Consider the following 18697-nt stretch of genomic DNA (forward strand, 5'->3'; position numbering starts at 1 on the left):
GACCTCCGGCGGGGGACGGCGGACCCGTCCGGCCGTGGGAGACTCGCCTCCATGAACGGCAAGGCGACGACCGCCAGATCGAGACTGGAGCGGGGGCGCGGCGCCCTCGGCCCCGCGTTGGAACTCGTCCACACCGGGCGCGCGCCCACCCGGGCCGTCCTCACCGCCGAACTCGGCGTCACCCGCGCCACCGCGGGCGCCGTCGCCGCCGAACTGGAGGCGCTGGGCCTGATCCGGGTCGACTCCCGGCCCGCCGCCGCCACCGGCTCCCAGGGCAGACCGTCGCACCGGCTCTCCGTCGACGACACCGGACCCGTCGTCCTCGCCGCCCAGGTCCATGTCGACGGATTCCGGGCCGCGCTCGTCGGCCTCGGCGGCCGGATCGTCGCCACCGCCCCCGGCTGCCTCACCCCCTCCGCCGACCCCGGACAGGTCATCGGTGCCGTCGTCGACGCCGGAGCCGCACTGCTCCGGGCGAACGGCCGCCGGTGCGCGGGCGCGGGCCTCGCCGTGCCGTCGGCCGTCGCCGAACCCGAGGGCACCGCCCTCAACCCGCTGCACATCGCCTGGCCCGCGGGCTCGCCGGTCCAGCGGATCTTCGCCGAGCACATCCGGGCCGCCGGAATCACCGGTCCCGCGTTCACCGGCAACGACGTCAACCTCGCCGCCCTCGCCGAACACCGGCACGGCGCCGGGCGCGGCTCCCGGCATCTGCTCTGCGTCGCCACCGGACACCGGGGCGTCGGCGGCGCCCTCGTCGTCGACGGGCGGCTCCATACCGGCAGTTCCGGGCTCGCCCTCGAAGTCGGCCATCTCACCGTCCGCCCCGACGGCCGCGACTGCCACTGCGGCAGCCGCGGCTGTCTCGACGTCGAGACCGACCCGCTCGCCTTCCTCACCGCCGCGGGCCGGGACCCGGGACCCGAGGTCTCCCTGCTCGCGCAGGCGTGCGAACTGCTCCGTACGGAGTACGACGACCCGGCCGTCCGGGCCGCCTGCGAGGAGCTGATCGACCGGCTCGGCCTCGGCCTCGCCGGACTGGTGAACCTGCTCGACCCCGACCGGATCATCCTCGGCGGACTCCACCGGGCCCTGCTCGCCGCCGACCCGGGACGGCTGCGCGCCGTCGTCGCCGACCGCAGCCTGTGGGGCCGCAGCGGCGGTGTGCCGATCCTGCCCTGCACCCTCGACCACAACAGCCTGGTGGGCGCGGCCGAACTCGCCTGGCAGCCGGTCCTCGACGACCCGCTGCGCGCCCTCGCCTGAGACCGCAGAGCGCGGCGCGGCGTACGGCGCCGGCCGGCCCGGAGGCGTACGGCGACCGGGCCCCACCGGCGCCCCGGCCCGCCGTCACGCTCCGCCGCCACCCGTCCGGGGGCACGGTTGACACCTCGCCCCGGTGGAACGGGTAGGCGACGACCATGACCATCCAGCCACCCGGCGCCCGTCCGCCGGGCGTCGCCGACCGGTTCCGGCGGCTGTACGACGCCGTCGCCGCGTCACCGGTCGGGCTCGGCTGGAACCGGGGCCGCGAGATGGAACTCCTGCACCGCGCGATGGGCTTCGCCGCCCTCGGCTTCCTCACCCTGGTCCCCCTGCTGGTGGTGGTCGCCGCGGCCGACCCGGCCAGCAGCCAGGGCTTCGCCCGCTGGCTCGGCCAGGCCCTCGGCGTCTCCACCGCCTCCCAGGCGCAGGTCGAGCGGCTGTTCGCACCGCCTGGCACCGCCCTCCAGCGCACCACGGCCTTCGGTCTGGCCGCCCTCGCCGTCTTCGGGCTCACCTTCGGATCGGCCGTCCAGACGGGCTACGAGAAGGTCTGGGACCTGCCGACGGCCCGCTGGCACACCATGTGGCGGCATATCGTCTTTCTCGCCCTGCTCGTCTTCGCCCTGCTGGTCTTCGTCAACACCCCCGCCTTCGGGGACGACGCGATCGGTACCGTGGGAACCGCCGTCGCCGATGTCACGGGCACCTTCGTCTTCTTCTGGGTCGCCCAGCGGCTGCTGCTCGGCGGCCGGGTCCGCTGGGGCGCGCTGCTGCCGGGCGCCGTCGCGACCGCCCTGTTCATGCTGGGGCTACGGGTCTTCTCGCAGCTGGTGTTCTCCCCGCTGATCGCCTCGAACGCCGTCACCTACGGCCCCTTCGGCACCGTACTCGTCCTCCAGTCCTGGCTGGTCGGCGTCGGAGTGGTGGTCTACGGCGGGGCGCTCGTCGGCAGACTCGTCCACGAGGAGCGGGTCCGCCGCCGAATCGCCCGGACCGTACTCCCCGGCTTCGACGGCACCGGGCCCGCCCGCCGCTGACCGGGGGAGCAGTCAGGGCCGCCCCGGCTGCTCCCCGGGGGGTACGGGCGGTCGCGCCACGCGGACGACGACACGGCCCGGCCCCGGAGGGAGCCTCGGAGGCAGCGCGGCACCGCACCGGCGGTGCCCTCCACCGAGGAGCTGACCGAAGATGAACACCCTGGCGTTCGGGGACGGGCACGGACCCGGACCGTGGATCCTGCTCTTCCCGCTGATCTGGGCGGCCGTCGTGGTCGGCACCGTCGCCCTGGTGCGCCGGACGGGGCTGTGGCGGGGCCCGTCCGGCCACGGACCGCGGTACGCGGCCGGGCGCGGCGGCCCGGCCGCCGGACCGGCGGCACCGTCACCCGTGGAACTCCTCGGCCGCCGTTTCGCGGCCGGTGAGATCGACGAGGACGAGTACTGGCGCCGGCTGTCCGTACTCGACGAGCGGTTCGGCCCGGTGGAGGGGCGGCGCTGACCGCCCTCGTCCACCGCGGATCCCGCCCCGCCTCCGCGCCGGAACCGGAGGCGGGTGTGCGGTCGGCCGGTCAGTCGGCCGCGAGGGTGAACCAGACTTCCTTGCCGCCCTCGTCCCGGGGCCGCGCGCCCCAGTTCTCGCTCACCGCCGCTATCAGTTCGAGACCGCGGCCCGAGGTGGCGAGGGGATCGGCGGCCCGGAGCGTCGGCAGCCGGGGATCCCGGTCGCGGACCGAGACCGTGAGCCGGTCCAGGAGCAGTTCGACGTCGACGGTGCACCGCTTGTCGGGCTCCGCGTGCTGAAGGACGTTGGTCAGCAGCTCGGTCACACCGAGCGCCGCCTGGTCGATCAGCGGATCGAGATGCCAGTGGCGCAGTTGCGCGGAGATGATTCTGCGGACCTGGCCGATCCGCGTGGGCACGGCTTGCAACTCGACCGTGCAGTGTCTGCTGGGTTCGGTGATCACGGCTGCGACTCCCCGAAGTTGAGGTCCGGAAGAAGACGGAGGGATCGGATCCGACGAACGGCGGCGGTCCGCCTGACGGCGATGGCTGGATCACAGCGTGACCACTGCTTCACCCTGAGTGATACATGCTCAGCGTGCGGCACGGGCACGGCCGCCGCAACTCGGCGCCGCGCGATGCCCCCGGCCGCCTGCCGGGTGTCTTCCGCCGTATTGTCCGGGCCGCCCCGTCGCCGAGACCGCCGAACCCGGGCTTTTCCGGGCCGGTCCGGTTCGGGCCGTGCCGCTTCGGGCCGCGGTACGGGGCCGTACTCCGGGGTCAGCCCTCGCCGCCACCGGCCTTGCGTACGGCCTTCAGAAAGCGCCCCGCGAGCTTCTCGGGGTCGGCCGCCTCGTCGCGTTGACCCAGTGTCAGCCGGTAGCGCCTGCCGTTCACCGTCAGCGCCGTGCTCGACTCGTCCGAGAACCACGCCTTCCCCGCCCTGACCGCCCGGACCGGGGCGCTGTCGATCACCCGGCCGTAACTGGTCAGCAACTGGAGCCTGCCGTCCTGGATGAGCACCTGACCGGCCTTGGTGAGCGAGCGGGGCCACCGCTCGATCCGTACACCCGTGGCCCGGAATTCGGGATCCGCCATGGCCATCCGGCCCCTCCTCCCCATCGTTCGCGTCGTCTGCTGGCAGTCTGCAACATACCGGCCCGCCCGCACCAGTACGGCGGCCGGACGGGGTCCGCCCACCGGCCCACGGGTGGGTGCGTTCGGCCCACAAGTCATGCCTATGGATGCCCCAAGCGGATGTTTGCGCAGGTGGCGGGCTTACTGTGACGGGAGGGACGCAAGCGTCCGGGGCGGTCCCGGGGATCCGTGAGCGGACCACCGGGCACACCGGCGACGAGAACGGGCGGACGGCGGGATGAACGACGAACGAAGGCCGGTGGACGGCGTCACGGCCACTACGGCCACCACCGGACCCGATGCGGGCTCCGGCGACGTGGACCGCAGCGACACGGCCTACCGCGACTGGCTCAAGGAGGCCGTCCGCAAGGTCCAGGCCGACGCCAACCGATCGGCGGACACCCATCTGCTGCGTTTCCCGCTCCCCGACGAGTGGAACATCGACCTCTACCTCAAGGACGAGTCCACCCACCCCACCGGCAGTCTGAAGCACCGGCTCGCCCGCTCCCTCTTCCTCTACGGGCTCTGCAACGGCTGGATCCGGCCCGGAAAGCCGGTCATCGAGGCGTCCAGCGGATCGACCGCCGTCTCCGAGGCGTACTTCGCCAAACTGATCGGCGTCCCGTTCGTCGCCGTGATGCCCCGCACCACCAGCGCCGAGAAGATCCGGCTGATCGAGTTCCACGGCGGCGGCTGCCACTTCGTCGACGACCCGCGCCGGATGTACGAGGAGTCCGCGGCGCTCGCGGCCCGGACCGGCGGCCACTACATGGACCAGTTCACCTACGCCGAGCGGGCCACCGACTGGCGCGGCAACAACAACATCGCCGAATCGATCTACCAGCAGCTCAGGCTGGAGCGTTATCCGGAGCCCGCGTGGATCGTGGCCACCGCGGGCACCGGCGGCACCTCCGCGACCATCGCCCGCTATGTCCACTACATGCAGTACGACACCCGGATCTGCGTCCCGGACCCGGAGAACTCCTGCTTCTTCGACGGCTGGACCCGCGACGACCCGGGGGCCACCAGTGCCCACGGCTCCCGGATCGAGGGCATCGGCAGGCCCAGGATGGAGCCCAGCTTCGTCCCCGGCGCCGTCGACCGGATGATGAAGGTGCCCGACGCGGCGAGCGTCGCGGCGGTCCGCGCGCTCGACACGGCCATCGGCCGCAAGGCGGGCGGCTCCACCGGGACCGGGCTGTGGAGCGCGCTGAAGATCGTCGGCGAGATGGTGGCCACCGGGCGGCGGGGAAGCGTCGTCACGCTGCTCTGCGACCCGGGCGACCGCTATCTCGACAAGTACTACTCGGATGACTGGCTCGCCGGACAGGGCCTGGACATCGCGCCGTACAGTGCCGCGCTCGACCGCTTCCTGACCACGGGCGCCTGGTCGGCCTGACCGGTACGGCCCCCTGACCGGGATCGGGGCCGGATCCGGGGTCGTACGATCCCGGATCCCGTTCCGGTCCGGCGGGTGGTCAGTCGGCGGCGAGCCGCCGGTCCAGGGCCCGCATGGCGCCCCGGAAGGACACCCGCAGGCCCGGCGCGACGGCCCGCGTCAGCAGCCGGGCGGCCCGGCCGCCGTCCAGGGCGAAGGTCCAGGCCACCCGGCTGCCGCCGCCCGGCACGGCCGTGATCAGCCACTCCTCGGCGAGTGCGGTGAGCCCCGGCGCGTTGGTGGTGTCCGCCCGGTAGGCGTACCGGGTGAAGGCGTCGGTCGCCAGAATCGTCTCGTCGAAACGGATCCCGATCCGCAGCCGGACGTTCCGGCCCGCGCCGCCCCGGGTCGGCTCCGCCTCCGCCACCGCGTCGAACCACTCGGCCCAGCCCGGCACGTCCTCGGCGAGGGCCCGGTACACGTCCCGCGGCGAGGCCCGCAGCACCGCCGTGAAGACCGGGCGGACCGGCGCGGTCCCGATGAAGTCGAGTTCCACGGAGCGCAGTCGGCGAACCATCCGGACCGTTCCTCCCGGGGGGTGGACAGGACGGCACACGATAGCGGCGGTACGGGCCGGCAGGCCCCGGCGCGGAGGCCCGTACCACCGTCCCGGACACCGGCCCCGGACGGCGCGGACCTCGGACGCGCTGGTCAGCCCAGGGGCTCGGCGGCCCGGGTCAACGGCCCGCCGGCATCACCCGTATTGATGACGCCCGCCGGTTCCACGAGCAGGATGTGCGTCTCCTCGTCGGCCACGGGGCAGTGCTCGAAGCCTCGGGGCACCATGAACGACTCGCCCGCCCCGAGGGTGACATCACCGTCCCGGAGCCGGATGGTGAGCCGTCCGTGGACGACGAGGAACAGTTCGTCGGTCTCCTGATGCGTGTGCCGGACGAACTCGCCCTTCACCTTGGCGAGTTCCACCTCGTAGTCGTTGAGTCCGGCGATGGTCCGCTGGGCCCGCAAGTCGCCGAAGCGGGCGAGTCCGCGGGCGAGACTCACGGCGGAGCGGCATGGGTTCATGGCCCGAGCGTGCCCCCGGCGGCGATCTCCGGTCTTGTACGTTCCCGGCATGACCGACGACCGGCCCGGAAACCGGATCAGCGCCCGGCGGCCCCCGATACCGGGGATCGCCGAGGTCTTCCACGCCCGCTTCACCGAACACGCCTACCCGGTCCACACCCACGACACCGTCACGGAGCCGCCGGGGCGGGCCCGGTCGTCCTGCTGCCGCCCGGCGTCCCCCACGACGGCCGGACGGCGCATCCGTCGGGGTTCCGCAAACGGGTCCTCTACCTCACCACCACGGTCCTGCCGGAGGGGCTGACCGGGGCCGCCGTCGACGGCCCGGTCCACGGCGACGCGGCGCTGCGCCAGGGCGTCCACCGACTGCACCGGGCCCTCGCCGCCCGGGGCGACGAGTTCGAGGCGGAATCCCGGCCGACCCTCGTCCGAGAACGACCGCTCCACCACCTCCGCGCCCCCGCGGCCGGAGCGCCGGGACCCGAGGCGGGACGGGTCGCCGCCGCCCTGCGCGAGCTGCTGGACTCCCGGATCTCCACCGGCCTGTCCCTGGACGAGGCCGCCGGGATGCCGCACGTACACCCACCCATCTGATCCGCTGCTTCCGGCAGAGCCTCGGACTGCCCCCGCACACCTGTCTCACCGGGCGGCGCGTCGACCGGGCCCGGCGACTGCTGCTGACCGGCCAACGACCCGCGGAGGTCGCCGCGGCGGTGGGCTTCTGCGACCAGTCCCATCTGAACCGGCACTTCACCCGGCACCTGGGGATCACACCCGGGCGGTACGCCGCCGGGCCCGGTCGGGGCCGACCGGGCTGACCTACCCCTGTGGCCGGAGGCCGGGGGACGTCAGTCACGGCCGAGCGGCGTCAGAGTGTCGCCCGTGCCCAGCAGGGCCGACAGCCGGACCGACCCCGGTTCACCGGCGCCGTCGGACGCGGGCGCCGCCAGGGTCGTCCCCGACGCGGTGGCCGTGACCGCCCCCACGGCCGTGATCCGGGTGACCCGCCGGCTCCCCGCCGCCAGCAGATACCAGCGCCCCTCCGGGGAGCGCCAGCGGGTGCCCGCCAGGACATGCTGTCCGAACCGGCCGCAGGCGGCCGTGTCCCGCTCCTCGGCGACCACCCGGCCGGGTCCCGGTCCGGTTCCGGCCGCCCCGCCCTGCTCCGGCGGCTGGAAGCGGACCAGGACCCGGCCGGGGCCGCGCCAGGTCTCCGCCCGGGTACAGACCCAGGCGGCCCGGCCGCCGTCGTCCGGGAGCGCCTGCTCCGCGAAGGTCCAGTCGTTGACGGTCCGTACGCCCGCGCCGCGCAGCCCCGGCAGCAGACAGGCGGCGCGCGCCCAGTTCGCCAGCGCCGGTCCGCCCGTCGCCTCCCGGGGCTGCCGGGCGGGCGCCCCCGAACCCGGTGGCGGGGTGTGGGTGAGATGCGCCGGTACGAGATCGCCGAGGTCGGTCACGAGGAAGGCGTGGTCCTCCACGATCCGGGCCGACGACCGCAGTTGGAGGGCGGGCCAGGCCGTACAGGCGGTACCGGCCGCGGCGGGGGACGCCAGCAGCGGTGTCACCCCGTCCGCCGCGACGGCCAGCGGACGGACGCCCCGGTCCGGTGCGAGCAGATCCCGTACGGCCGCGTCGGCGATCCACGGCGCGAGCAGCAGCCTGGCCCCCTCCGCCGTCCGGCTCACCACCACGGCCGCGCCCGACGTCACATCGGCGTCGTCGACCCGGGCCAGGTCGAGGGCGGCGGCGCCCCGGCCGGAGAGCGGCTCGGCGTACCGCACCACCCGCCCGCCCTCGTGCAGCAGCACCACGGCCGCGCCGTCCGCCTCCCCGGCGTACAGCAGCCGGGGCGGCAGAGCGGGCGGCGTACGAGGGGTGTCCGGGGTCGCCGACATCCGGACCCCGGCCCCGGGCGAGGCCCACGCGCCGAGCGCCCGCCGCAGCAGATCGGTGTCCGCCGTCCGCCCGCCGCGCGCGGGCCAGGCCGAGAAGTCGACCCGGGAGGTGTCGGCCCAGGCGTCGCGCGGCGCCCGTTCCAGCCGTACGGGATCGACGGCCCGGGCCCTGGCCGCCGCCCACCCCTTGCCGTCGACCGCCGTCGCCGTGCCGTCGGGGCCCGGGTCGCCGGAGATCGCGGACCCGGCCACCAGCAGGACGCAGAGCGCGGCGACCGCCGCGGCCCGGAAGCGGCTCCGGCGCCGCAGCAGATCCGTCGGCCGGGTCTGCACGACACAGGGGTCGAACTCCGCCGTCCGCAGCAGCGACTCCACCCGGCCGCCGCCGGTCTCGCGCAGCCGCCCCGCGATCCGCAGCGCCGCCTCGGGCTCCTCGGTCCCGCACGCCGTCAGCAGGGCGGCGACCTCCGAGTCCGGCAGCCCCTCCAGCACTCCGAGTGCGAAGGCCGCGCGCGCGGGCGCGGGTACCGACGACAGGGCCTGGTCGAGGGCGAGTTCGTCGGCGCCGCCCGCACTGGGGAAGAGCCGCAGCCCCGCCACCCGGGGCAGCGGCCCGGCGGGCAGCCCGCGCCGGCCGCGCAGAGCACCGCGCAGCACCCGGTACCGCACCCAGCGGTACCCGGCGGACGCGGCGGCCTCCCGCGCGGGCGGCTCGGCCGCCGCCCCCGGCCCCCTCGCCGCACCCCGGGCCCCGAAGACCCCCGGGGCCCGCCCGGCCCCCGGGAAGTCCCCGGCGCCGTCCGCCCGCGAACCGTCGGCGGTCCCGTCGAAGCCGGACGGCCCGGTGTGTCCGTACGTACCGGAGCCGTCGCCGGGGCCGGAAGCCGCCGGATACCCGGCGGCCCCGTCGAAACCGGTGCGCCCGTACGTACCGAAATTCCCGGCGGATCCGGCATCCCCGGAGTACCCCGGGGCGCCGGGGTACCGGTGTGCCCCGGCAGCCCCGTACCCACCCGGGTCCTCGGCGGACCCGGAGGCGGCGGAATGCCCGGAGGGCCCGGCCCTCCCGGCCGTCCCGGGGCGGGCGGCGGGCCCCCGCCCCGCCGGGGGCGCGGACCGGGTTCCGGGGAAGCGTGCCCCGACCGGGCGGACCACCGGCAGGACCCGCTGGACCGTCGCGTGCGCCGCCAGGACCCGGCGGTGCCGGCCCAGAACCGGGGGCAGGGTCAGATACGCCAGCCGGACGAGCCGGGGATAGTGCTCCACGAGGAGCGCCTCCACCTCCTCCGCCCCGGGGCGGCCACCGCATACGGCGTGGCGGTGCTGCTGACGGGATGGCTGACGATGTGTCGGCATCGGGGCGCGGCCCTTCCGGTCCGTACGCGTCGCGGTGGGGCCGCGTACGGCCGAGTCTCGGTGTCGTCCGTGGAGTCCGGCTGAACGGGGTCGGGGGAGCGGTGGTGTCCGGGGTCCGTCGGCCGCCCGGGTGCTCCCGGGCCCGTCGTGACACCCGGCACGATCCCCCGTGACCGTCCAACGAGTCGATCATGGGACGGTCACACCGGCCGCCCCGGCCGCCGGGTGCACCGGCGGCGGACGCGTCCGCCGGGGGCGGCTACCCGGCGGATCGCAGCAGCGCGTCCAGCGCGCGGCCGAACAACGCGCGCCCCACCCGGGCCTCCCACGCCGCCAGCCGCCGGGGCACCCCGCGCACCCGCGCCTCCTCGGTCCACACCACCACCGACCCGGACCCCGAGGCCCGGACCTCGATCACCGCCCAGCCCCGGATCACCCGGCCCCGTTTCACCAGCTCGCACCGGCCCGGCCCGGACGGACCCGGCGGGGACCACTCCACGATCTCCATCGGATCGTCGAACCCGACCCGGCCCACCCCCGTCCGCACCACGAACACCGTGCCGGGACCCGGCGGCCCGGGATCGGCGGACGCCAACGACGTCAGCGGCACCAGCGCCGCGTGCGCCCGCCAGTCCGTCACCCGCCGCCATACCTCCGGCGGCGGCGCGGCGACCACGCGCTCCAGCCGGAAGGCGGTCAAGGCCCCTCCCCCCCGTCGTTCCCGGACCGGTCCGCCACCACGAGAGCGCCCGGCAGCCGCTCCTCGATCTCCGCCCGCGCCGCCGCGGGCAGCCCCGCGTCCGTCACCAGGGTGTCCACCTCGGTCAGCCGGGCGAACGAACTCAGACCCACCGTCCCCCACTTGGTGTGATCGGCGATCACCACCACCCGGCGGGCGGACCGGACGAAATGCCGGTTCGTCTCCGACTCCGCCAGATTGGGGGTCGACAGACCGGCCTCCACCGAGATGCCGTGCACCCCGATGAAGAGCACATCGAAATGGAGGGAGCGGATCGCCGAGTCGGCGACCGGACCCACGAGCGTGTCGGACGGCGTCCGCACCCCGCCGGTCAGGACCACCGCGGCACCCCCCGGCCGGGTGGACGCCGCACCGGAGCGGCTACGGTGCGCGTGGTACAGAACGTCGGCGACCCGTACCGAATTGGTGACCACCGTCAGATCCGGCAGCGCCTCCGGCTCGGTCAGCCGCCGGGCCAGCGCGAACGCCGTCGTCCCCCCGGCCAGCGCGATCGCCGTACCGGGGGCGATCATCGCCGCCGCCGCCCGGGCGATGTCCTCCTTGGCCCGCGGCTCCAGACCAGACTTGGCCTCGAACCCCGGCTCATGCGTCCTGGCCGCCGCCACCGGCACCGCGCCCCCGTGCACCTTCTCCAGCACACCCTGCCTGGCCAGGGCGTCCAGATCGCGCCGTACCGTCATATCGGAGACCCGGAGCCTGCGCGTCAGTTCGTTGACGCGTACCCCGCCGCGTCTGCGCACCTCGTCGAGGATGAGCGCGCGCCGCTGTTCGGCGAGCAGGTTCTGCTGGTCGGTCACCGTCGGAGCCGGTCCTTTCGTCGTCGGCACCGGCCCGGCGGACCCGGCGCACGGAACCCGCGCGCCGACGGCCCCCGGCCGGAGTCCTCATCCTGCCACGACGCGCCCCACACGCAGGTTCCGCGACTCCGTGACCCCGGGCCCGGGAACTGCCACAATCCGGGGCGCTGAGATGCGGCGCCCGCACCGCCGCGCCCGACGGCCCGTCCCCACGGGCCCGCACCCGGAGAGCGAGCCGCTGACGTGTCCGCTGAACCCCCGCCCCCGCCCCCGCCCGGACCGGGCCCGGCGCTCGAACTGCTCGTCCACGGCGTCGGCGGTGCCACTCCCCAGTCCATGCTCGGCGACCCCCGCACGGTCCGGATATCCGGTGACGACAAGGCCGCCGTCTTCCGCCGCGCCGACGACGAACACGCCGAGGAGGACCCGGCGCGCGACCGCGCCGAACCGGTTCCGGAGGCGTACGTCTGGTCCAATCTCACCTCCGGCAACAGCGCCCGCGCCCTCTGGCTGCTGCTGCTCCCCTTCATGGTCGTCAACCTCGCGCACTGGATGCGCCCGCGCGCCTGGGGCCGGCCCGGACCGATGCGGCTGTACGGGGCCCTGGTCCGGCTGATCGCGCTCAGTCTGACCGTGCTGATGACCGCCGCCGCCTCCGAAGTCGCCCTCGATCTGCTGGCCTGGCAGTGCGCGGGCACCGAACGGTGCACCGAGGGACGGTCCTGGCTCGGCTTCCTCGCCGCCGACCAGGGCGGCTGGTGGTCCCAGCCGGGACGGCGGCTCGCCCTCGCCGCCCTGATCCCGGCCGCCCTGGTCGGACTGCTCTGGTACCTCTCCCACCGGACCTGGACGGCCTACGAGTCCCAGCGCCCGCCGACCGGCGCCGATGTCGCCGACGGCGGAACGGGACCGGTGGAGGAGGACCCCGGACCGGAGTCCGAACCGGACGTCGAGGAGGAGCAGCCCGAGGAGTACGACGCCCCCGGCGACGGACGCGAGCCGGGGGAGCCCGGCACCCCGCCGAGACCACCGCTGCGCCCGGCGCTCGGCCGCCCCGGATTCTGGTACGGCCGCCGCCATGTCGCCCGCCTCCGGGCCGCCCACACCGCGGCCGGATTCCTCACCGTCGCCGCCGCCGTCACCGTCGCCGCCGCCCGCCACGACCGGGCGGCCGGCTCCGGCATCCCGGCGATCTGGGGCCGCCTCCTGGAATGCGGGCTGCTGCTCGGTCTGGTCGCCGTCGTCTGGGTGGTCTCCCGGCGCGCCAGGACCGAACGCCGCTTCGACGCCCGGGCCGACCGGACCGCCGTCACCGCCCTGCCCGGCGCGGCCCTCGCCCTGCTCGCCCTGTCCCTGCTGCACGCCGCCTGGTCCCGGCCCGGCTGGGAGTCGTCCGGCACCCTGCCCGGGGCGTCCCTGTTCGCGGTGATCGCCGTGATCCAGGGGGTGTTCGTCCTGGTGCTCGCGGTCGTCGCGGTCGTCCTCCAGCGCCGGGCCCGGCACGCCCGCAGCGTACTCGGCGGCCTCGGCGGGCCCTCGGTCACCGTACTGGCCTGCGCCCTGGGCGGGGTGATGACCGGGGGGATCGCCCAGCGGGTCGCGGACTGGCTGGACCGGTCCGGCACCCCCGGGGCAGACGGCCGGATCCCCGGCCCGCCCACCCTGCTGAGCTGGCAGGCGTCCGTGATCCCGGTGCTCCTGGTGCTGCTGCTGGCGCCCGCCGCCGCCCTGGCGCTGCGGACCTGGCGCCGGTCGCGCCGACTGGCCCGTACCGTCGAGGCCGAGTACGCCGTCCTGGAGTCCCGGCCGGCCACCGCGGGCATCGCCCGGCTCGGCGACACCGGCTGGCGCCCCGACACCATCCGCACCCGGACCATCGCCCGGGTCCGCGCGGCGGCCCGGGTCACCGACTCCGCGCCCGCAGTCATCGGCACGGTCTGCGCGGCGACCGTCGTCCTGGGCGCCGGCGCGGTGACGGGCGCCCGGCTCAGCGGCGAAGTCCCCGGCCGGGCCTTCGGCGGCGGCTTCGCCGAGGCCGCCGCCGAGACCGCCCAGTCGCTGGGCTCCTGGCTGATCGGCTTCGGCTTCCTCCTCTTCGTCACCTGGGGGCGGCGCGCCTACCGCGACCCGTCGGCCCGCCGCACCATCGGCATCCTCTGGGACGTCGGCACCTTCTGGCCGCGCGCCGCCCACCCCTTCGCCCCGCCCTGTTACGCGGAGCGCGCCGTACCCGATCTGACCTGGCGGATGTCCACCTGGACCGAACGGACCCGGAGCAGCGGCGGACGGCTCGTCATCTCCGGCCATTCGCAGGGCAGTGTGCTCGCGGCGGCAGCCGTCTGGCAGTTGCGGCCGGAGGTCCGCTCCCGGGTCGCGCTGCTGACGTACGGCTCACCGCTGGAGCGGCTCTACGGCCGCTGGTTCCCCGCCTACTTCGGCCCCGAGGCGCTGGCCGCCCTCCGCGACGAGACGCACTGCTGGACCAATCTCTGGCGGCACACCGACCCCATCGGGGGCCCGGTCCTGGTACCCGAAGGCGCGCGGCCCGCGCCCGACCGCCCGGCGCTGCTCGACCCCGTCGCCTACGGGCGCTCGGCCCGCCGCCCGCTGCCCGAACCCATCCTCGGACACTCCGACTACCAGGCCGATCCGGTCTTCGCCGCCGCCCGTACGGAGCTGCTGCGGCTGATCCCCGGCGTACCCCGCCAGCCCGGTCCCGGGCGCGGCGGAGGCGGCGCGGTCAGCGCGGCTCCGGCAGATCGTCCGGGTACAGCAGGGTGAGGGCGTCGGTGTCGGCCTCGTCCAGGGCGGCCACCCGGCCCGCGTGCCGTTCGACCATCGCCTCGAAGGTCTGCCGCGCGGTCCGGCCGTTGCCGAACGCGGGGCCCTTGGGCAGCTTGTCGAAGTAGGCGACGAGCGCGTCCCCGGTACCGTCGGCCAGCCGGTACTCGTGCTCGTCGGCCTGCCGCCGGACGATCCGCAGCAGCTCGTCCGCCGCGTAGTCCTGGAAGGTGATGGTGCGGGAGAACCGGGACGCCACCCCGGGGTTGACCGCGAGGAACCGCTCCATCTCGGCGGTGTAACCGGCGACGATCACCACCACCGCGTCCCGGTGGTCCTCCATCAGCTTCACCAGGGTGTCGATGGCCTCCTTGCCGAAGTCCCGGCCGGAGTCCTCGGGGGAGAGGGCGTACGCCTCGTCGATGAAGAGCACCCCGCCCCTGGCCCGGTCGAACGCCTCCTGGGTGCGGATCGCCGTGGAACCGATGTGCTCACCGACCAGATCCACCCGGGAGACCTCCACCAGATGGCCCCGCTCCAGCACGCCGAGGGCCGCGAGGATCTCGCCGTAGAGCCGGGCCACGGTCGTCTTCCCGGTCCCGGGGGAGCCGGTGAAGACGAGATGGCGGCGGACCGAAGCCGCCTTCAGCCCGGCCTCCTGACGGCGGCGCCCCACCTCGATCATGTTGGTGAGGGAGCGGACCTCCCGCTTGACGCTCTCCAGGCCCACCAGCGCGTCCAGTTCGCCGAGCACGTCCTCGGAGGCGCGGGCCGCGACGGGCGGCGGCGGTACCGCCGCCGGGGGAGCGGCGGGCGGCCGGACCGGCGCGGCGGGAGCGGTGAGCGGCCCGGGAACCGAGGGGGCCGTCCCGGTGACGGCGGCCGTCACCCCGGCGAGGGGCGGGGAGGCGAGGGCCGGGGACCGTACCGCCGACTCGTCGCCCGTGCAGTCGTCGACCGTCAGCAGCCCCGGATCGGCGAACTCGTAGCCGCCCCGGGCGCACCGCTCGGTGCGGCAGCCGCTCAGGACCGTCCGGCAGCCGTCCATGACATGGAAGCCGTACCCCCCGCTGCCGGTGACCCGGCAGCCGCGGAACGTGCCCCGGCCCTCGGCGGAGACATAGAAACCCGCCTCGGCGGGCGAGGTGACCGTACACCGCTCGATCAGCGGATCCGCGCCCTTGGTGACGATCACCCCGGTCTGGGCCCCGTCGACGGTGCAGTTGTTCAGGGTGCCGCCGCTGCCGTGGTCGCGGAACCAGGCCCCCGTCGACGTCTGGGTGATCCGGCAGTCGTCCAGCTGGGCGGTGGCGCCGTCGCTCACCGACACGGCGGTATTGCGGATCTGCGAGAGGTCGCTGTCCACCACGTCCGCGCGGGAGCCCCGGTCGAGGACGAAGAGCGCGTCCGGTACGTCATGGATCCGGCAGCCCTCCAGTACGGCCGTCGCGCCGTCGCTGATCCAGACCGCCGGATAGTCGCCCGTACTGTCATATATCTCGCACTGGTTGGCGTCGACCCGGGTCCCCGGGTCCCAGACCGAGAGGCCGTTCCGGCCGAAGGCCCGGACCGTGGACCGGGTCAGGGTGAGCACCGAACGGGACCGCAGATCGATCGCGTTCTCCGGGACGTCGTGGATATCGCAGTCGGAGAGCGTCAGGACCGCGTCCGTGTCCAGGGTGATCCCGTCGGCGGCGGTCCGGTGCACACTGGAGCCGTCCAGCAGGGCCGCCGCGCGGGCGGTGACATGCACCCCCGCGCCCTTCACCTCGTAGACCTCGCAGCCCACCGCCTCCAGCACACTGCCGTCGCCGGAGACGCTCAGCCCGGCGCCCGACGCGTGATGCACCCGGCAGCGCTCCAGCCGGGGCCGCCCCCCGTCGCGGACCGAGACCCCGGCCCGGCCCGCCGAGACGACCTCGCACTCCTCGAACACCCCGCCCGCGCCGTCCAGTACGGCGATCCCCACCCCGGCGGGATTGTCCACGGCCACCCGGCGCACCGTCGGCCGCGCGCCGTCGCGCACCTCGATCCCGGCCGCCGAGCGGGTGGAGATCCGCAGATCCGACAGCTCCGGCGTACCGTCCTCGACCAGCAGGGCCGCCGCCGTCGCGTCCTGCCCCTCGACGTACAGATCCCGTATGGTCGCCGAGGCCCGCACCGTCAGCGGCACCCCGTCCACGGGCGCGATCCGCACCGAGCCGACGGCGCCCTCCGGGCCGCGCAGGGTGACGGCCCGGCTCACCACGAGGTTCTCGCGGTACGTACCCGGCGCCACGGTGAGCACATCACCGTCCCCAGCGGCCTCCAGGGCCGCCGTGAGGGACGCGTACTCCCCGGTACGCCGCCGCCACCGCGACGTGCCGGTGTGGGTGACCTGGACCGTGCCCTCTGACATCGTGCTGCTCTGCCCCCACCTCGTGGTGTGCGCGGCGCCCGGCGACCCCGGGAACGCAGCGCCTTCGCGACCCCGCCTGAGCGGGTCGCACCACCGTAGCGCGCCCGGGCGGCGGCAGTTGACGGAACGCGAGGTCAGCCGCGTGTTGGCGGGAACGCGGAGACGATTGTCACGCCGGGAGGGGCCGGAACGGGTCGGACGGCCGGTTCCGGCGGGGCCGCCCGACCCCGCCGGAAGGCTCCGGAACCCGGTCCCGGTACGGGTCAGTACCCCTGGCCGCCCGGATAGGGGCGCTGGTACTGGGGGTTGTAGGCCGCCGGTCCCTGCCCCTGCGGCGGGGCGGGCCTCACCGGAGCCGGACGCATCGCCTCGTATCCGGCGGGCGCCGGGCGCTGGGGCTGCGGGGCCTGCGGACCGGGATAGCCGCGCGGGGGCGCGGTCTGCTGCGGTACGTAAGGGGCGGCCGCCTGCTGGAGCTGTCCCGGGTGTCCCCCCTGCTGCCCATAGCCGTACGAGGGCGCGGGCTGGGCCGCCGATGGGCCCGCCGGGAGGGCGGGAAGCGCCGCCGGGAGCGCCGGCGGATAGCTGAGACCGCCGTTGTCATAGGGGGATGGCACTCTGATCGGGGCGATCTGAGGCGTGCCCCGCTCCGCGACCAGGGAGTCGTAGATCGGGGTGTCGGCGAAAAAGGGTGCGGAGTAGTAACCGCCGCCGTAGGAGGAGCGGGGGGAGGTCATGGCTCATAAGTTAAGGGTTGTGCTGTCGGTTGGGGAGCCCGGAAGGGGGGTTCTTTCGCGGGACGCGACGGGTCGTGGTGGGCCAATGCGAGCGAATCCGGGGAAATCGGTCAGGAATGAGCGCAAGAATCGGGTAAAGGGCGAGTTGAGAGCGGGTTACCGGCGGGTTGCCGCCGCCCATTTCGGGCAGGAGGGGGCTACCTTGGCCCGGCGAACCCCGGGCGGACCGTCCGGGGACCCGAACCTCGGGATGGGGGAAGCTCCATGTCCATGATCAAGGGCGCCAATACTCCGGTACCGGCGCCGAGGGTCCGTGTCGAACTCGCCCGGCGATCGGGCCCCGCGGTGCCCGATACCGACTTCTCGGCCCTGCTGCTCGACACGCGTACGGGCAAGGTCAGGTCCGACCGCGACTTCGTCTTCTACAACCAGCCCGCGCACGACTCCGGAGCCGTACGCCACGAGGGCAGGCGGTCCGGCCCCGGCGACACGACCGACACCGACACCGACACCATCGCCGTCGACCTGGACCGGGTCGAGCCCGGGATCGGCCGGATCGTGCTCGCGGCCTCGGCCGGCGGCGGCCCCTTCGGCCGGGTGCCCGGCCTCTCCGTCCGCGTCCTGGACGCCGGAACCGGAGCCGAGATCGCCCGCTACGACACCACCGACGCCACCGTGGAGACCGCCCTCGTCCTGGGCGAGCTGTACCGGCGGCAGGGCGCCTGGAAGTTCCGGGCCGTCGGCCAGGGATACAGCAGCGGACTGGAGGGCCTGGCCACCGACTTCGGCATCACCGTCGACACCCCGCCCGTGCCCGCGCCCCCTCCGGCCCCGGCGCCCGCACCCGCTTCCGCGCCGCCGTCCGCCCGGTCCGCTCCGGTATCCGCGCCCGCCGCCGTACCCGCGTCGCCGCCCGCCGCCGCTCCCGTACGGCTGACGAAGGTCACGCTCACCAAAGAAGCGCCGACCGTCTCCCTCACCAAACAGGGCGGCACCTCCGGCGCCCTGCGCGTCAACCTCAGCTGGCAGATCCGCAAACAGTTCAGGGGCTGGGGCGCCAAACTCGGCCGCGCCATCGCCCTCCACGGCGACCTCGACCTCGACCTCTGCGCCCTGTACGAACTCTCCGACGGCAGCAAGGGCGTCGTCCAGGCCCTCGGCAACGCCTTCGGATCGCTCCACCGGCCCCCGTTCATCCACCTCGACGGCGACGACCGCACCGGCGGCGGCACGGGCGAGAACCTCACCGTCAACCTCGACCACCGACAGCACTTCCGACGCATCGTCGTCTTCGTCACCGTCTACGAGGGCGCCCGCAGCTTCGCCGACCTCGACGCCACCGTCACCCTCACCCCCCAGCACGGCGCGCCCATCGAGTTCACCCTCGGCGAGTGCACCGTCCCCTCCACCGTCTGCGCCCTCGCCCTGATCACCAACACCGGCTCCGAACTCGTGGTCAAACGCGAGGCCGAGTTCCTCGTCCCCCGGCGCGGCGTCAGCCCCCAGCGGACCATCGACCAGGCGTACGGCTGGGGCATGAACTGGACCCCCGGCCGCAAATGACCCCGCGTACGAGCCCGTTACGGGCCGCGGCACCCGGTCGCGGCCCC

15 protein-coding genes and 1 pseudogene are annotated in these 18697 nt (G+C 75.0%); 7 read left to right on the forward strand and 9 right to left on the reverse strand.

Annotation, left to right across the window (positions count from 1 at the left end; all coding sequences use genetic code 11):
* Nucleotides 1-51: 51 nt before the first annotated feature.
* The 3 genes from ABZ714_RS23930 to ABZ714_RS23940 all read left to right on the forward strand — a co-directional run bounded on the left by ABZ714_RS23930 (nucleotide 52) and on the right by ABZ714_RS23940 (nucleotide 2763).
* Complete coding sequence (locus tag ABZ714_RS23930; protein WP_358827350.1) at nucleotides 52-1266, forward strand: ROK family protein; 1215 nt, start codon at nucleotides 52-54, stop codon at nucleotides 1264-1266.
* A gap of 155 nt (nucleotides 1267-1421) precedes the next feature.
* The gene (locus tag ABZ714_RS23935) at nucleotides 1422-2303 is read left to right on the forward strand and encodes a YhjD/YihY/BrkB family envelope integrity protein (protein ID WP_358827351.1); all 882 of its coding nucleotides are present in this window, start codon (nucleotides 1422-1424) and stop codon (nucleotides 2301-2303) included.
* A 151-nt stretch (nucleotides 2304-2454) separates the two neighbouring features.
* A complete protein-coding gene (locus ABZ714_RS23940; RefSeq protein ID WP_358827352.1) occupies nucleotides 2455-2763 on the forward strand; it encodes an SHOCT domain-containing protein in 309 nt (102 codons plus the stop codon).
* A gap of 70 nt (nucleotides 2764-2833) precedes the next feature.
* On the opposite strand, the gene ABZ714_RS23945 is transcribed toward ABZ714_RS23940, so the two are convergent.
* On the reverse strand, nucleotides 2834-3229 hold the full coding sequence (locus ABZ714_RS23945; protein ID WP_358827353.1) for an ATP-binding protein: 396 nt from the start codon (nucleotides 3227-3229) through the stop codon (nucleotides 2834-2836).
* Nucleotides 3230-3545: 316 nt separating this feature from the next.
* Nucleotides 3546-3869: a hypothetical protein gene (locus ABZ714_RS23950; RefSeq protein WP_358827354.1), complete on the reverse strand. Its 324-nt coding sequence runs from the start codon at nucleotides 3867-3869 to the stop codon at nucleotides 3546-3548.
* Between the two features lie 271 nt (nucleotides 3870-4140).
* Here ABZ714_RS23950 and ABZ714_RS23955 point away from each other — a divergent pair, with 271 nt between their 5' ends.
* Nucleotides 4141-5301: a PLP-dependent cysteine synthase family protein gene (locus tag ABZ714_RS23955; protein WP_358827355.1), complete on the forward strand. Its 1161-nt coding sequence runs from the start codon at nucleotides 4141-4143 to the stop codon at nucleotides 5299-5301.
* A gap of 79 nt (nucleotides 5302-5380) precedes the next feature.
* Here ABZ714_RS23955 and ABZ714_RS23960 read toward each other — a convergent pair whose 3' ends face one another.
* Both ABZ714_RS23960 and ABZ714_RS23965 read right to left on the reverse strand, forming a co-directional pair.
* Complete coding sequence (locus ABZ714_RS23960; protein WP_358827356.1) at nucleotides 5381-5857, reverse strand: SRPBCC family protein; 477 nt, start codon at nucleotides 5855-5857, stop codon at nucleotides 5381-5383.
* A gap of 134 nt (nucleotides 5858-5991) precedes the next feature.
* A complete protein-coding gene (locus ABZ714_RS23965) occupies nucleotides 5992-6363 on the reverse strand; it encodes a cupin domain-containing protein (RefSeq protein WP_358827357.1) in 372 nt (123 codons plus the stop codon).
* A 49-nt stretch (nucleotides 6364-6412) separates the two neighbouring features.
* Between ABZ714_RS23965 and ABZ714_RS23970 the strand changes: the two are divergent.
* Nucleotides 6413-7181, forward strand: a pseudogene (locus ABZ714_RS23970) (AraC family transcriptional regulator).
* A gap of 30 nt (nucleotides 7182-7211) precedes the next feature.
* Here ABZ714_RS23970 and ABZ714_RS23975 read toward each other — a convergent pair.
* The 3 genes from ABZ714_RS23975 to ABZ714_RS23985 all read right to left on the reverse strand — a co-directional run bounded on the left by ABZ714_RS23975 (nucleotide 7212) and on the right by ABZ714_RS23985 (nucleotide 11171).
* Nucleotides 7212-9614 (reverse strand): hypothetical protein, encoded by a 2403-nt coding sequence (locus ABZ714_RS23975; RefSeq protein WP_358827358.1) that lies wholly within the window; start codon nucleotides 9612-9614, stop codon nucleotides 7212-7214.
* Nucleotides 9615-9873: 259 nt separating this feature from the next.
* The gene (locus ABZ714_RS23980; RefSeq protein ID WP_358827359.1) at nucleotides 9874-10314 is read right to left on the reverse strand and encodes an SRPBCC family protein; all 441 of its coding nucleotides are present in this window, start codon (nucleotides 10312-10314) and stop codon (nucleotides 9874-9876) included.
* Complete coding sequence (locus tag ABZ714_RS23985) at nucleotides 10311-11171, reverse strand: DeoR/GlpR family DNA-binding transcription regulator (protein WP_358827360.1); 861 nt, start codon at nucleotides 11169-11171, stop codon at nucleotides 10311-10313. Before ABZ714_RS23985 ends, ABZ714_RS23980 begins: the two co-directional genes overlap by 4 nt.
* Nucleotides 11172-11507: 336 nt before the next feature.
* Here ABZ714_RS23985 and ABZ714_RS23990 point away from each other — a divergent pair, with 336 nt between their 5' ends.
* On the forward strand, nucleotides 11508-13952 hold the full coding sequence (locus tag ABZ714_RS23990; protein WP_358827400.1) for a hypothetical protein: 2445 nt from the start codon (nucleotides 11508-11510) through the stop codon (nucleotides 13950-13952).
* Here ABZ714_RS23990 and ABZ714_RS23995 read toward each other — a convergent pair.
* Together ABZ714_RS23995 and ABZ714_RS24000 are read right to left on the reverse strand one after the other, a co-directional pair.
* Nucleotides 13912-16350: a right-handed parallel beta-helix repeat-containing protein gene (locus ABZ714_RS23995; RefSeq protein ID WP_358827361.1), complete on the reverse strand. Its 2439-nt coding sequence runs from the start codon at nucleotides 16348-16350 to the stop codon at nucleotides 13912-13914. The genes ABZ714_RS23990 and ABZ714_RS23995 overlap by 41 nt on opposite strands.
* A 263-nt stretch (nucleotides 16351-16613) precedes the next feature.
* The gene (locus ABZ714_RS24000) at nucleotides 16614-17087 is read right to left on the reverse strand and encodes a DUF6643 family protein (RefSeq protein WP_358827362.1); all 474 of its coding nucleotides are present in this window, start codon (nucleotides 17085-17087) and stop codon (nucleotides 16614-16616) included.
* A gap of 264 nt (nucleotides 17088-17351) precedes the next feature.
* On the opposite strand from ABZ714_RS24000, the gene ABZ714_RS24005 reads away from it, so the two are divergent.
* Nucleotides 17352-18650: a TerD family protein gene (locus tag ABZ714_RS24005; protein WP_358827363.1), complete on the forward strand. Its 1299-nt coding sequence runs from the start codon at nucleotides 17352-17354 to the stop codon at nucleotides 18648-18650.
* Nucleotides 18651-18697 lie beyond the last annotated feature (47 nt).

The organism is Streptomyces sp. NPDC006798 (assembly GCF_040635975.1).
In the GTDB taxonomy this organism is placed as follows: domain Bacteria; phylum Actinomycetota; class Actinomycetes; order Streptomycetales; family Streptomycetaceae; genus Streptomyces.

Excerpts from the sequence above, each read along its gene's own strand:
- ABZ714_RS23975 (WP_358827358.1), bottom strand. The coding sequence starts at position 9,614 with ATGCCGACACATCGTCAGCCATCCCGTCAGCAGCACCGCCACGCCGTA.
- ABZ714_RS23990 (WP_358827400.1), top strand. The coding sequence starts at position 11,508 with ATGCTCGGCGACCCCCGCACGGTCCGGATATCCGGTGACGACAAGGCC.
- ABZ714_RS23955 (WP_358827355.1), top strand. The coding sequence starts at position 4,141 with ATGAACGACGAACGAAGGCCGGTGGACGGCGTCACGGCCACTACGGCC.
- ABZ714_RS23965 (WP_358827357.1), bottom strand. The coding sequence starts at position 6,363 with ATGAACCCATGCCGCTCCGCCGTGAGTCTCGCCCGCGGACTCGCCCGC.
- ABZ714_RS24000 (WP_358827362.1), bottom strand. The coding sequence starts at position 17,087 with ATGACCTCCCCCCGCTCCTCCTACGGCGGCGGTTACTACTCCGCACCC.
- ABZ714_RS24005 (WP_358827363.1), top strand. The coding sequence starts at position 17,352 with ATGTCCATGATCAAGGGCGCCAATACTCCGGTACCGGCGCCGAGGGTC.
- ABZ714_RS23935 (WP_358827351.1), top strand. The coding sequence starts at position 1,422 with ATGACCATCCAGCCACCCGGCGCCCGTCCGCCGGGCGTCGCCGACCGG.
- ABZ714_RS23940 (WP_358827352.1), top strand. The coding sequence starts at position 2,455 with ATGAACACCCTGGCGTTCGGGGACGGGCACGGACCCGGACCGTGGATC.
- ABZ714_RS23960 (WP_358827356.1), bottom strand. The coding sequence starts at position 5,857 with ATGGTTCGCCGACTGCGCTCCGTGGAACTCGACTTCATCGGGACCGCG.
- ABZ714_RS23950 (WP_358827354.1), bottom strand. The coding sequence starts at position 3,869 with ATGGCCATGGCGGATCCCGAATTCCGGGCCACGGGTGTACGGATCGAG.
- ABZ714_RS23995 (WP_358827361.1), bottom strand. The coding sequence starts at position 16,350 with ATGTCAGAGGGCACGGTCCAGGTCACCCACACCGGCACGTCGCGGTGG.
- ABZ714_RS23930 (WP_358827350.1), top strand. The coding sequence starts at position 52 with ATGAACGGCAAGGCGACGACCGCCAGATCGAGACTGGAGCGGGGGCGC.